Source organism: Aestuariispira ectoiniformans (assembly GCF_025136295.1).
GTDB classification, from domain to species: Bacteria; Pseudomonadota; Alphaproteobacteria; order UBA8366; family Aestuariispiraceae; genus Aestuariispira_A; species Aestuariispira_A ectoiniformans.
On the sequence record NZ_CP062788.1, the window covers coordinates 469,766 to 482,071 of the forward strand.

Annotated in this window: 14 protein-coding genes; 5 read left to right on the top strand and 9 right to left on the bottom strand. The window is 57.6% G+C overall.

The window, feature by feature from the left end; translation table 11 throughout:
- Positions 1-19: 19 nt before the first annotated feature.
- The 3 genes from IF205_RS02275 to IF205_RS02285 all read right to left on the bottom strand — a co-directional run bounded on the left by IF205_RS02275 (position 20) and on the right by IF205_RS02285 (position 2,232).
- A complete protein-coding gene (locus tag IF205_RS02275) occupies positions 20-508 on the bottom strand; it encodes an SRPBCC family protein (RefSeq protein WP_259781669.1) in 489 nt (162 codons plus the stop codon).
- Positions 505-855 (bottom strand): ArsR/SmtB family transcription factor, encoded by a 351-nt coding sequence (locus tag IF205_RS02280; RefSeq protein WP_259781670.1) that lies wholly within the window; start codon positions 853-855, stop codon positions 505-507. Before IF205_RS02280 ends, IF205_RS02275 begins: the two co-directional genes overlap by 4 nt.
- A 129-nt stretch (positions 856-984) precedes the next feature.
- Positions 985-2,232 carry an Hsp70 family protein gene (locus IF205_RS02285; RefSeq protein WP_259781671.1) on the bottom strand — a complete coding sequence of 416 codons (1,248 nt, stop codon included), beginning with the start codon at positions 2,230-2,232 and terminating at the stop codon, positions 985-987.
- Between the two features lie 305 nt (positions 2,233-2,537).
- On the opposite strand from IF205_RS02285, the gene IF205_RS02290 reads away from it, so the two are divergent.
- The 5 genes from IF205_RS02290 to IF205_RS02310 all read left to right on the top strand — a co-directional run bounded on the left by IF205_RS02290 (position 2,538) and on the right by IF205_RS02310 (position 6,862).
- A complete protein-coding gene (locus tag IF205_RS02290; protein WP_259781672.1) occupies positions 2,538-4,544 on the top strand; it encodes a HAMP domain-containing methyl-accepting chemotaxis protein in 2,007 nt (668 codons plus the stop codon).
- A 249-nt stretch (positions 4,545-4,793) separates the two neighbouring features.
- Positions 4,794-5,240, top strand: a complete 447-nt coding sequence (locus IF205_RS02295) for a MarR family winged helix-turn-helix transcriptional regulator (protein WP_259781673.1) — start codon at positions 4,794-4,796, stop codon at positions 5,238-5,240.
- A gap of 46 nt (positions 5,241-5,286) precedes the next feature.
- On the top strand, positions 5,287-5,907 hold the full coding sequence (locus tag IF205_RS02300) for a class I SAM-dependent methyltransferase (RefSeq protein WP_259781674.1): 621 nt from the start codon (positions 5,287-5,289) through the stop codon (positions 5,905-5,907).
- Positions 5,908-5,928: 21 nt separating this feature from the next.
- A complete protein-coding gene (locus IF205_RS02305; RefSeq protein ID WP_259781675.1) occupies positions 5,929-6,147 on the top strand; it encodes a hypothetical protein in 219 nt (72 codons plus the stop codon).
- A 97-nt stretch (positions 6,148-6,244) separates the two neighbouring features.
- Positions 6,245-6,862 (top strand): LysE family translocator, encoded by a 618-nt coding sequence (locus IF205_RS02310; RefSeq protein ID WP_259781676.1) that lies wholly within the window; start codon positions 6,245-6,247, stop codon positions 6,860-6,862.
- Positions 6,863-6,917: 55 nt separating this feature from the next.
- On the opposite strand, the gene IF205_RS02315 is transcribed toward IF205_RS02310, so the two are convergent.
- The 6 genes from IF205_RS02315 to trxA all read right to left on the bottom strand — a co-directional run bounded on the left by IF205_RS02315 (position 6,918) and on the right by trxA (position 12,291).
- Positions 6,918-7,895, bottom strand: a complete 978-nt coding sequence (locus IF205_RS02315; RefSeq protein ID WP_259781677.1) for a glucosaminidase domain-containing protein — start codon at positions 7,893-7,895, stop codon at positions 6,918-6,920.
- A gap of 286 nt (positions 7,896-8,181) precedes the next feature.
- Complete coding sequence (locus IF205_RS02320; protein ID WP_259781678.1) at positions 8,182-8,745, bottom strand: NifU family protein; 564 nt, start codon at positions 8,743-8,745, stop codon at positions 8,182-8,184.
- A gap of 214 nt (positions 8,746-8,959) precedes the next feature.
- On the bottom strand, positions 8,960-9,460 hold the full coding sequence (locus IF205_RS02325) for a universal stress protein (protein WP_259781679.1): 501 nt from the start codon (positions 9,458-9,460) through the stop codon (positions 8,960-8,962).
- A 132-nt stretch (positions 9,461-9,592) separates the two neighbouring features.
- Entirely contained in the window at positions 9,593-10,558 is a 966-nt protein-coding gene (locus IF205_RS02330; protein ID WP_259781680.1) for a DUF2333 family protein, read from the bottom strand.
- A 180-nt stretch (positions 10,559-10,738) separates the two neighbouring features.
- Positions 10,739-11,758 (bottom strand): tryptophan--tRNA ligase, encoded by a 1,020-nt coding sequence (gene trpS / locus IF205_RS02335; RefSeq protein WP_259781681.1) that lies wholly within the window; start codon positions 11,756-11,758, stop codon positions 10,739-10,741.
- A gap of 212 nt (positions 11,759-11,970) precedes the next feature.
- Complete coding sequence (gene trxA / locus IF205_RS02340) at positions 11,971-12,291, bottom strand: thioredoxin TrxA (RefSeq protein WP_259781682.1); 321 nt, start codon at positions 12,289-12,291, stop codon at positions 11,971-11,973.
- Positions 12,292-12,306 lie beyond the last annotated feature (15 nt).

The window sequence follows — 12,306 nt, forward strand, 5'->3', positions numbered from 1 at the left end:
CGCCCGTTTTTTATGAATACTACTTCATCCCCTCGGCCAGATCGGCCAACTGGCTGATACAGGTTCCCCAACCTTCGTGGAAACCCATCTCTTCATGAGTTTTGCGGTTTTCCTCATCCTTATGCAGGGCGCGCGCGATGTAATGGGTGCCGCCATCCTGCTCGATAAAGTCAACGACCGCAGAGAAGAACGGTTTTTCCGCGGGCCGCCAGCCTTCCTGCAGGCAGTCACTCATCGCAATGCGCCGGTTCTCCTGAAGCTCCAGAAACACGCCGTTCACAGGAAACTCCGCCCCATCCGGCGTTCTCATCACGATATGGAAACGGCCACCCGGACGGGGGTCGATATCACAGGTCGTAATAACCACCGGCTTCGGCGCGAACCATTGTTTGAGATGCTCCGCCTCCGTCCAGCATTTCCAGATCAAAGACGCCGGCGCATTGATAAAACGCCTGATTTCGAGATCATACGGACCCAAGTCACCAAGATTGTCCAGAGCAGCGGTCATCTGTCGTCCCCTTCGCTTTCAGCTTTCAGTTTCAGGACATAGGCATCCATCTGGTCGAAACGGGTTTCCCAGATCCGGCGTTGCTGGCCGATCCAGTCTTCCGCCTGGGACAGGCGCGCCGCATCCAGTTCACAAATCCGGACGCGGCCTTCCTTGCGGGATGTGATCAGGCCACAGTCTTCCAACACCCTCAGATGCTGCAGGAACGACGGCAGTGCCATCGTGAACGGGGCGGCCAGTTCCTTGACCGTTGCCTTGCCACGCGACAGCCGCTCCATCACCCTGCGGCGTGTCGGATCGCCAAGAGCAAAGAAAACACTATCCAAAGTCGCGACAGCCGCCGTCATCCCGATCCCCACATTCGAACCAACTTATCAATAGTTAGGCAATTGCCTAACTGTTTGACCATAGCACAACTATTTTCGCGCGCAAGGCGAAAAATACACTACCGCGCTATTATGAGTTAACGGACTGTTTTAAGAGCCAAAAGTCTTCCGCGCTTCCAGCGTCAGGCCGGTGCAGACAGACCCGAAGGCATCCTGATCCATCAGGGTCGCGTCGGGGAAGCGTTCCTGGATGCGGGCGCGGATCGCGGGCATGCCGGTGGTGCCACCGGTCAGGACCACCACGCCAACCTGATCGGCCTTGCAAGTGCCACGGGTCAGGGTCTCGCTCAACGCCTCATCCAGCCGGTCGAAGCTCTGCGCAAGGTCCGTTGCGATTTCCGCCTGCAGGACCTGTCCGACCAGCCCCGTCTCCACATAGCCGAGGTCCACATCGACCACTTCCTGGTCTCCCAGGGCGATCTTGGCCAGTTCCACGTGATGGGCGACACGATGACCCAACTGTTCCTCGATCACCGTCTGCAGGCGTTCGAAGAGGGCCTCATCCGCGCCATTCTCGATCACCCATTTCAGGTCCTGACGGTATTTGGCGCTGTAGAGGAAGTTGATCTCCGGCCAGGAGCTCAGCATGGAGTAAACCCAGTTGGGCGCATCCAGCCCGGCCCGTTGCAGCGGCGCGCCACTGCCGAACAGCGGCATGACCTTGGCCAGCGACAACTGCTGGTCCAGGTTTGTCCCGCCGAGACGCACACCATAATTGGCCAGCACCTCGTAATCCGCCAGTCCGTCTGCCTGCGGGTTGACCTGCAACAGGGTGAAATCGGAAGTACCACCCCCCATGTCCACCACCAGTGCCAGGCAGGAATTTTTTGTTTCGTTCACGAAATCATTTGCGGCGGCGACCGGTTCCGGCAGGAAGGTGATTTCCTTGAACCCCACATCGAGCGCGATTTCACGCAGCGCCGTTTCCGCACGCAGGTTCGCCGCCTCGTCGCCATCCACGAAATTCACCGGGCGGCCATGGACCACATGGGTCAGTTTCTTTTCGGTCAGCGCCTCTGCCGTTGCCTTCACACGGGCCAGATAATCACCGATCACCGACTTGAAGGGATAATTGCGTGAGCCGATCCGCGTGGCCTCGTCCATCAAAGAGGTGCCCAGCACGGATTTGATCGAACGCATCAGGCGTCCGTCCTCACCCTCAAGGTAATCCTGCACCGCCTGGCGGCCATAGGTCACACGGGCATCGTCGGTATAATAGAACAGCGCGCTGGGCATGGTCTCGCGCCCTTCCTCCAACGGACAAAGACGAACCTTGCCCGCATTGTCCACGACACCCAAAGCCGAATTACTGGTACCGAAGTCGAGACCGCAATACATGGAAAAACCTATTTGTTGCGTGGAAGAGGAAACCGACGGGCGCGGGGTTTAGCAATCCTGACGCCACGTGACAACACCACTTTCAGGAAAGTCGGCCACAGCAATGCGCCGGAAACCACATGGTAGCAATATAACTTATTGTTTTTAAATCTAATTCGTTAAATAACTTCTTACTAATTCTAATCTTTCCGCGACCAATTTTCACAAGAAAAAACCTGCGGCAGGGGATATAACATCCTTCCCTTCACGCCGCTTACCCACCCGGGAAACTCCTTCCGGGGCCGCAAATAAAACAAGGCAGTCACATGCAAAACCTGAAACTCACCCATAAGCTCACGCTGGGCTTTGGCATTGTCATCGCCCTGATTTTGGTACTGGGCATCACCTCGGTCATGAATATACAGGGCGTCAGAGATCTGTTCGTGGACTACCGGGGGCTTGCGATCCAGGCAAATGCCGTTGGCCGCGTCCAGGCCAACATGCTTATGACACGGCTCCATGCGAAGGAATTCATGATTTCGCAGAGTGAGGAAAGCATACAGGGCATTCACGAACGCGCATCACAGACGCTGGCCCTGATCGAGGAAGCCCAGAAAACCCTGGATGACGCGGAAACGTCCAAAATCCTGAGCAATATGGCCGCTGAAATCCAGACCTACCAGACGGCTTTCGACCAGGTCATCCGCCATCAGGAGGATAGCGACAAACTGGTCGGCGAACGCCTGAACACTCTTGGTCCAAAGCTCGAGAAATCCCTGACGGAAATTATGGATGAGGCCAGCGACGAGGGTAATATCACAACCTCCTATCAGGCCGGTAACGCGTTGCGCACCATTCTGTTGATGCGGTTGCACGGGGCGAATTTCCTGATCAGCAATGATGAAAGTGCCCGCAGCCGTTTTATCACCCTGGCCAAGGAAGGCGCAGACAAGCTCGACACGCTTTTGTCCTCCGCGCAGGGCACGGAGCTGCAGCAACCGATCGAGAGCGTCAAACGGGATTTCACCGGATATACCAACGCCTTTGACAAGGTCAGCCAGTCAATCCAGGCGCGGAACAAGATCATCAACACCACCTTGAGCGACATCGGCCCGAAAATCGCAACAGACGTGGAACAGGCAAAACTCGCCATCAGGGACCAGCAGGCAGAACTGGGCCCGCTGGCTCAGGCCAGTGTCGAGCAGTCTTTGATGATCGTGGTGATTGTCGGGTTGGTTGCCGTATTTTTTGGCTTTACCGCAGCCTGGATCATCGCACGCGGGACCGCCAACCCCATCCTGACGATGACGACGGCCATGCGCAAACTGGCCGACGGCGATCTGGAATCCGAAATTTCCGGCACCACACGCAAGGACGAAATCGGTGCGATGGCGCAAGCCGTTCAGATTTTCAAGGATAACGCCATTCGCGTGAAAAACATGGAAGCAGAAGCTGCCGAAGCGGAATTGCGGGCCGAAGAAGAAAAACGGGCCGCGATGCGCAAACTGGCCGACGAATTCGAGGCCAGTGTCGGCGGCATCATCAAAAACGTCTCCGGCGCCGCAGAGGATATGCAAAAGCGGGCCCAGGGCCTGACCAGCATCGCCGACCGCAGCAGCCAGCAGGCAACCAACGTCGCCGCCGCCGCAGAGCAGGCGTCCGCCAATGTCCAGACCGTCGCTGTTGCAACGGATGAACTTTCCTCTTCCATTCAGGAAATCAGCCGCCAGGTTCTGGAAAGCACGAAAATCACCAAGGAAACCGTGGTCGAGGCGGAAGACAGCCAGACCAAGGTGCAAAGTCTGGTCACATCCTCCAAACGGATTGGTGAGGTCGTGGCGCTGATTACCGATATTGCCGAACAGACCAATCTGCTTGCGCTGAATGCAACAATCGAGGCGGCCCGCGCCGGGGATGCGGGCAAGGGGTTTGCCGTCGTGGCCTCCGAGGTCAAGAGCCTCGCCAACCAGACCGCCAAGGCAACGGACGAAATCGCCCGTCAGGTCACGGATATCCAGGGTGCCACCGAAGGTGCCGCCGGGGCGATCGACACCATCGGCACAAAGATCCGCAAGGTGAGCGAAGCCGCAGCGACGATTTCCGCGGCGGTAGAAGAACAGACCGCAGCCACGGCAGAGATTGCCCGCAACGTCGATCAGGCGTCCGCCGGAACCCAGGAAGTCTCCCAGAATATCGGCGGCGTGAATGACGCCGCGCGCAAGACGGGCGACGAGTCCAAGGATATCGCGGAATTCACCGCCGACCTGACCCAACAGGCCAGAACCCTGACGGCGGAGGTCAACAGCTTCCTCTCTCAGGTCAGGAATAGCTGATAGTCCACCGACAGGACAGGCCTCCTGCACCGGTTCGCCGGGGCAGGGGGCCTGACTTTCTCCTCCCGTTTTCGTCAACCGATCGACATAGAGCCGGCACCGGGCGAGAGTGTTTTAAGGCGGGCATCGTCCACGACACCCGAAGCAGATTTAGTGGTACCGAAGCCGAGACCGCAAATTTCCTTGGCTTTGTTGACAAATCCGTCATTTGATTTATTTAGTTAGTCAAACTTACTTATTAGGGCAACCATGACCTTAATTCAGTCCCTGGACCACCTGCATCGACTGCTGAGCCACTCCTGGAGCAGAGGCGGCGTCCGCCCCGGCCAGCTCAGCCACAGCGAGTATGAATATCTGCGCGCCCTGCAACGCCTGAATGGCGGACAGTTGGCCAATGACGGGGATGAGGACCATCACGGCGCCCATCTGAACAATCTTGCCGACATATTGGGCGTAAGGAAGGCGTCGGCCAGCGCCGCCGTCGCCAAACTGGAAAAACGGGGCCTGGTGGACCGCTTTCCCTGCCAATACGATGCCAGGGCCCAGCATGTGGTGTTGACGCAAAAGGCGGAAGACGCGCTTCGCTATGAGGCAATTGTCTATGAAGACCTTGCCCGCAAAATCGAAAAGGTCCTCTCACCGGAAGAAACCACCCAACTGGAAGTCCTGCTGCACAGGCTTCGCGAAAAGCTCTAAAATTTTTGACGTACAAGTCAGTTTGCCTAACTAATTGGAAAACGACATGGATGATTTTGACGAAACGGCTCTGCCGTCGCCTCCCGAACCCGGCAAGCCCTGGGACAAGGAACTGGTCCATTGGTATGTCTGGCACTATGGCGAACACCCGTTCAACCATATGGCCGTCGACTTTGCCGAATTGACGGGGCCTGAGACTGTTCTGGATATCGGATGCGACAGCGGGTCTGCCCTGCGCCATGCCTGCCGGTTCCTGAGCAGCGGGCAGGCCATCGGCATCGACCCGTCGCCGGAAATGGTTCAAGTTGCCGCCAAACAGTCCCAAAACCACCGACAGCATCACGACATCCGCTTTGAGACCGCCGGAGCAGAAGCGATCCCCCTGCCCGACGACAGCGTGGATGTGGCCCTCGCCATCAATTCACTGCATCACTGGCAGGACCGGACCGGCGCCCTCGCAGAAGTCCGCCGCGTCCTGAAGCCTGGCGGACGGATGATCCTGGTGGAGGAAATCTTCGCAGACACAGCGCGCGGAATGGACGACCTGGCCATTCAACAGCAATTTCGCCAGGCCTCCTTCGAGGCCATACAAGGTCCACCACTGGAATCCGGCGGTGACAAAGCCTATATTTTCCAATGTTATCCAACTGATAGCCAAAGAACATGAAAGTCGTTACGCTGAATAGCCATGATGGAACTGGATTTAGAAAAACCCGCCACGCTGCGCTGGTATAATATCCCCAGCGACGACCGCATCGACCGTGGTTTCACGATGGCCTTCCACCGCCTCGATGAGGCCATTCACTTTTACCATGACAAGCTGACCAAGGGGCAGCGCGCCATGGCGTCGATCACCACGGACAACCGTTACCTGACGCATCAGGATATCGACGCGGTAGAGCTTTGACAGCCAACGTTCAACAGTCCTTTTCCCCAAGCCGCATTGACGGCAACGCCCGCCGCTCTTAAGAGCATAGAGGTATACCGAAAACAGGGAGAGACGCATGGGCCTGGAAACCTGGGCCGCCTTTGTCGCGGCAATATTCGTGGTGATCATGATCCCCGGACCCTTGTCCATGCTGATGGTGGTAAGCACGCTCAGGCGCGGGATGGTCCGCTCCCTGCCCGCCTTTGCCGGCGGCGTCACGGCATCAACCGCCCTGCTGATCACCTCGGCAAGCGGCCTGGGTGCCTTGATCCTGGCCTCGGAGAACCTCTTCCTGGCACTCAAATATGCAGGCGCTGCCTATCTGATCTATCTGGCAGTGAAAACATGGCGTGCGCCGGTGGAAGATGCCGACGGTCAGGCGGGCCCGTCGCCCCGTGCCGGGCGGATCGCCCTGTTCCTGCAGGCCTTCACGTTGGGTGTCAGCAACCCCAAGGACATTCTGTTCTTTGTTGCCTTCCTGCCGCAATTCGTCGATCCGGCACGCGACCTCGTCCCGCAGCTCGTCGTCATGGTCGCCACTTGGGCAACTGTGGACCTGATCTGCAAGATCATTTACGGATTGTCGTCGAAGATGATCCTGCCGATCCTCCAGACCCGGCGCAGCAAACGCATCTTCAACCGGACCATTGCGGGTTTGTTCTTCGGTGCCGGGGCCTCCGCCCCGCTTGTCTGATTAAAAAAGGACGCCGAAGCGTCCTTTCATCCTGCAATGGCGCAAAGCATCACTTTCAGGCCTCGGGAATAACCGCCAGGCGGCGGCCCGCAAGACGCGCCTTGTCATAGGCAGTCAGGTTGTTGGCATTGATGACCACCTTGAGCAACTGCACATAGTCCCAGCCCTTTTCGGAATAGCGCGACAGCGCCTCGGCCAGGACCTTGCCGCTCAACCGCTTGTGGGTCTGGCGCATCTGGGCCCGCATGGTCCGGAATTCCTTGTAGGCGTTATGGGTATTCAGGTTGTGGATATAGGACGCAACGGAATCCAGCGGCGAGTCAAACGCCTGGATTTTATGCGTCTTGCCTTCCTCGCGGGAGGCCGGAACGATACCCTCGTTGCTGTCGCCCCAGGTCCACTGACCATAGAGCGCATTGCCTTCGCGGGCAAAACGTGACGTTCCCCAGCCGCTTTCAATCGCGCCCTGGGCCAGCGCCAGCGACACCGGCACCACATCCACCCGGCGGAGAAGCTCGTTCATCCGGCCCGGCTTGACCTTATAGGCCTCATACATCCGTTCCAGCCAGCGTTTGTCCACCTGCGCCACCAGATCGCCGCCACGCATCGCGTCCCGAATGCTGATGATCCGCTGGCGATCCCGTTCGATACGCTCGTTGGCCATCAGGACCAGCGGCACCATCAGGTGAACGAAAACATTCTTGCGCTCGTCGACCTGCTGGATCTTGTTCATATCCGCAGGCACGGCGTCCGACCAGATCCGCGGCACCACAAGACTGTCGCCCTGTTGCAGGGAACTCAGGTCATAGTTCATCCGTGCAAAACGGGCCTTCAGCTTTTCCACCGTATGGGCGGAAACGCGCTGCGGTTCCTGTTCCGGCAGGTAGACCCTGGCCACCTTCGGCGCGTCCGGCTGGACACTGGTCAAAACGGCCAGCCCCAGACCCAACCCGGCAATGACGAGGAAAATCCACGCCTGACGGGTCGCCTTCATAAGGGACGGTTTCGATGTCTCTTTCGTCTTACCGGTCATAGCTCTAAATCCGCTATTGCCAATCTCCAAGACCCTTTCCACGCAAGTGACTCGTTACAATCAATTGCGGCCCTTTTCGGGCGGAATCGGGTCTTTCATAGGCCGAATTGCGTCAATTTGAGTAACCGCAACCCTTGCCGACCTTCCATATGGAAAGGTTGGCGGCCGTTTCGTCTTTCACAGCCAGGGATACTCTGGCCAGCCCAACTCTCCCCTTTGGCCAGCCACAGAATTACTTTTACCCTGAATCCGGAACAGCGTCCAGCCGGACGCGGCTACCGCGCGACTACATCGTGGCGCGGACCTCCACAACCTCAGGGATATAATGGCGCAGCATGTTTTCAATCCCCATTTTCAACGTCGCGGTTGAACTGGGGCAACCGGCACAGGCGCCGCGCATGGTCAGATAGACCACGCCTTCCTCGAAACCGTGGAAAACGATATCACCGCCATCCTGGGCCACTGCGGGGCGCACACGCGTATCCAGCAGCTCCTTGATCTGGGAAATGATCTCGTCATCATCCTCGCCCCCGCTGTGGGCCGGGGCATCGGCAACGGCATTGTCATACATGACAGTGCGGCCAGCAGTGAAATGCTCCATTATCACGCCCAGGACAGAAGGCTTCAGAACATACCATTCATGGGCATCGCCTTTGGTGACGGTGACAAAGTCATAGCCGAAGAAAACCCCGGTGACTCCGTCCAGCTCAAACAGGCGTTCGGCCAATGGCGATTTCCCCTGTGCCTCGTCGGCGGTCGGGAAGTCTGCCGTTCCCTGGGCCAGGACCTCACGGCCCGGGATGAATTTCAGGGTGGCCGGATTTGGCGTCTGTTCGGTTTGAATGAACATATTCTTTCCTCTTCATGCCTTGGCGGCGTAACCGTATCTTAGTTCACGGTTAGCGTCATCGCATTCAACTGGTATGCGACGACGTCAGATAGATGGGCCAAATGGAGGATGGAATCAAGACCACTGCGACAAACTTGGCCTGAAAAACAGTTTTTCCCCCGGCGCCCTTCACCCGAATATCGCAGGATTTCCGGGCGTTTTTCGAGGCCCGCCCTTAACTTAGCCCGTCGATTTCCTCATCCGACAGCGTTCCGGGAACGATGGTAAAGGGGGTATGCATCTTGCCGCGCCCCTTGCCGATCAGATGGCTGATGATCGGGTCCGCCCCTTCACCGCCTTTGGAGGAGGCCGCCAGGACCACGATGGAAATGGATGGGTCTTCTTCCAACTGGGCGAATAATTCCTCCCCGCGGTCTCCTTCGCGGATATAGACCACCGGCATCTGCCCGGACAGTTTTTCCACTTTCTCCGAAAGTGCCTGCAACAGGGCCTCGCCTTCCTCGCGGGCCTCTTCGCGCATCAATTCGTCCACGCCAAGCCAATGGCTGAACGAGGTTGGTTCCTGTACATAAAGAAGCGCCACGCGGCCGTTGGTGTGCCGGGCGCGATGGCTGGCGAAACGCAATGCTTTCTGCATTTCCTCGGAATTGTCCACGACTACGAGGAAAACACGCGCATCATCGTCGGGTTTTCTAATTACCTCGGCGTCACTCACGTAACCGATCCTCCCTGTCTGATTATCGGAGATAACCAGTGTTCTTCGTCGGCACCTTTTGGCGGAGCTTACCAGCATCCTGATTTCGGCCAAAGCGAAATCGGACCATTGCCCCGCCGCAAGCGCAGACGGTTATTTCAGCAGAACGTTGGAAATCTCACGCAACTGGGTGCGGGCGCGCAGCAGGTAAAAACCCTGTGCCGCCAGATGGCTCGGGAATACAACACCGTCCGGCGCGCCGTTGACAACCACGAGCGGGTCCATCTCAGCCGCCTGACGCAGGGATTTCAACATCTGGTCCCAGACGTTGGTAAGCTGCTTTTCCTGGATTACCTGACCAAAGTCCGCCTTCATTGCCTCCAGCAGCATGAAATAGGCATAAAGCCGCCCCTTGTTCCGGTAAAAGACATCATCCGCATCCCAGGAGAACATGCCGAGATCGTTGATCGAATTGTCGATCACAGCCGAAGCCGACCCCAGATCAGCCGAGATACGCTCCAAAGTCGCGATCAGATTGTCGGCACGGGTTTCAAAAACCGCATTGCCCTCGCCCAGACGCTGGTTATAGCGCGCCAGCGCCTCCAGCCCGTGACGGTATTGCTCTGCGGAAGAGCGTTGCGGCAACCAGGATTCAGACATGTCGTAAACCCAGACATCGGGTTTGTATTTCAACAGGCCCGCCGCCTGGTCCAGGTCCTCGTCCACCTGGGAGGAACCGCGCACGCGTCCGATCTGATCAGACATTTCGATTGCGAAACGGCTTATGGCGTAGACGATGCCTGTCTGGAAATTCGGCATATTGTCCAGCGCCGCACCGGGCAGGAAGAAAGGATCCATGGGTGTCCAGCGGTTGACATTCACCTCCCGGTCGAGAAGCGCCACCGCCGTTGCAACAGTGTGGGACTGCCCCGGATTGACCGTCACCTTCATCGTCGTGTCGTCGTCGATCTTATGCACGACGAACATACCGATCGGGTAATAGAGAGCCACGATCACCGCGATACCAACGGCAATCTTCCCAAGGGTAGAGCTCGACACCGGGCCGCGACGCTGGCGCAGGTCAAACCATCGGTCTTCCAAATAGGTGCGTATGGACATGGATTACAGGTAAGCCCCGGCCCGAATTTTTACAAGTTCGGAAATGAGACAGGCCGGAGAATTTACTGTGACTTAACAGCACATTCCGGCCTATCCCATATAAAAACGGCCGGGAAAGGTTTAATGCACCCCTTCCCGGCCGTGACGACCGAATGCACGGTCACGATTTCGCGGCGATTTTCAGCGACCGACGAAACCGACGATATCATAGACATCCCTGAGGATCGGCTCAGAGATTTCGCGGGCCCGTTCACCACCCTTGTGCAGGATGGCTTCGATATGGTCCGGGGCCGCCATCAGGCGCTTCATCTCATCACCGATCGGACCCAGCTTGGTCACAGCCACATCCGTCAGCTCTTCCTTGAAGTCCTTGAACTGCTTGCCGGCGACACGCGACAGCGCGGTTGCGTCGTCAATATCCTGCAGGGCCGCATAGATGCTGACCAGGTTCCGGGCTTCCGGGCGGTCTTCCAGGCCGTCCATTTCGCTGGGCAGGGGTTCCGGATCCGTTTTTGCCTTACGCAGTTTCTGGGCAATTTCGTCCGGGCCGTCCGTCATGATCAGGCGGCTGTATTCCGACGGGTCGGATTTGGACATCTTCTTGGCCCCGTCCCGCAGGGACATGATACGCGCCGCTTCCTTCTGGATCACCGGTTCCGGCAGCGGGAAGAAGTCTTCCGCACCGAAATCGTTGTTGAATTTGGTGGCGATATCACGGGTCAGTTCCAGATGCTGTTTCTGGTCCTCACCCACGGGTACATGGGTTGCCTTATAGGCCAGGATGTCGGCTGCCATCAGGTTCGGATAGACAAACAGGCCGGTGGAGGCATTCTCCCGGTTCTTGCCTGCCTTGTCCTTGAACTGGGTCATCCGGTTGAGCCACCCCATCCGCGCAACGCAGTTGAAGATCCAGGCCAGTTCCGCGTGGTTCGGGTTGGCCGACTGGTGGAACAGGATGTTCTCTTCCGGATCGATACCGCAGGCAATATAGGCCGCGGCGACCTCATGCGTCGCTTTCCGCAGGGCAACCGGGTCCTGCCAGACGGTGATCGCGTGCATGTCGACGACGCAGAAGATGCATTCGTAATCTTTCTGCAGCCGGACCCAGTTACGGATCGCGCCCAGATAGTTGCCAAGGTGAAGGCCGCCGGTCGGCTGGACCCCCGAGAAAATGCGATTGGTAGGATTGCTCCCGCTCATGGGGTTTGGACTCCCTGATGGGTTGATACAAATTCAAGCGTTGGCGTTATCGCCGCTGCCTGCGACATGGTCAAGTCGTAAGCCCACCAGGAGGCCGGTTTGGAAATCATCATAAGTCTTCCCCTTTTGGTTGGTTGATGATCAGGCACAAAAAAATGCCCCGCCGATCCGGCGGGGCATCTCTTGATTTGGATTAGGTGAGATAAGCCGGATCAGAGAACCGACTCTACCCACTGTTCCAACTGGCTTTTCGCCATGGCGCCAACCTTGGTGGCAACCACCTGGCCGTCCTTGAACAGCATCAGGGTCGGAATGCCGCGCACACCGAATTTGGTCGGCGTATGCGGGTTTTCATCAATGTTCAGCTTGGCAACGGTGACCTTGTCACTCATTTCACTGGCGATTTCATCCAGGGCCGGTGCAATCATCTTACAAGGGCCGCACCATTCAGCCCAATAGTCAACCAGGACCGGCTTGTCTGCGCCCAGGACGGCGTTGTCGAAATCGTCGTCGGAGACCTTCACGGTGGCCATTGTCAATTCCTTCAC

Excerpts from the sequence above, each read along its gene's own strand:
- IF205_RS02315 (WP_259781677.1), bottom strand. The coding sequence starts at position 7,895 with ATGACCGGTAAGACGAAAGAGACATCGAAACCGTCCCTTATGAAGGCG.
- trpS (WP_259781681.1), bottom strand. The coding sequence starts at position 11,758 with ATGAGCGGGAGCAATCCTACCAATCGCATTTTCTCGGGGGTCCAGCCG.
- IF205_RS02275 (WP_259781669.1), bottom strand. The coding sequence starts at position 508 with ATGACCGCTGCTCTGGACAATCTTGGTGACTTGGGTCCGTATGATCTC.
- IF205_RS02290 (WP_259781672.1), top strand. The coding sequence starts at position 2,538 with ATGCAAAACCTGAAACTCACCCATAAGCTCACGCTGGGCTTTGGCATT.
- IF205_RS02295 (WP_259781673.1), top strand. The coding sequence starts at position 4,794 with ATGACCTTAATTCAGTCCCTGGACCACCTGCATCGACTGCTGAGCCAC.
- IF205_RS02320 (WP_259781678.1), bottom strand. The coding sequence starts at position 8,745 with ATGTTCATTCAAACCGAACAGACGCCAAATCCGGCCACCCTGAAATTC.
- IF205_RS02280 (WP_259781670.1), bottom strand. The coding sequence starts at position 855 with ATGACGGCGGCTGTCGCGACTTTGGATAGTGTTTTCTTTGCTCTTGGC.
- IF205_RS02285 (WP_259781671.1), bottom strand. The coding sequence starts at position 2,232 with ATGTATTGCGGTCTCGACTTCGGTACCAGTAATTCGGCTTTGGGTGTC.
- IF205_RS02310 (WP_259781676.1), top strand. The coding sequence starts at position 6,245 with ATGGGCCTGGAAACCTGGGCCGCCTTTGTCGCGGCAATATTCGTGGTG.
- IF205_RS02305 (WP_259781675.1), top strand. The coding sequence starts at position 5,929 with ATGATGGAACTGGATTTAGAAAAACCCGCCACGCTGCGCTGGTATAAT.
- IF205_RS02300 (WP_259781674.1), top strand. The coding sequence starts at position 5,287 with ATGGATGATTTTGACGAAACGGCTCTGCCGTCGCCTCCCGAACCCGGC.
- trxA (WP_259781682.1), bottom strand. The coding sequence starts at position 12,291 with ATGGCCACCGTGAAGGTCTCCGACGACGATTTCGACAACGCCGTCCTG.
- IF205_RS02330 (WP_259781680.1), bottom strand. The coding sequence starts at position 10,558 with ATGTCCATACGCACCTATTTGGAAGACCGATGGTTTGACCTGCGCCAG.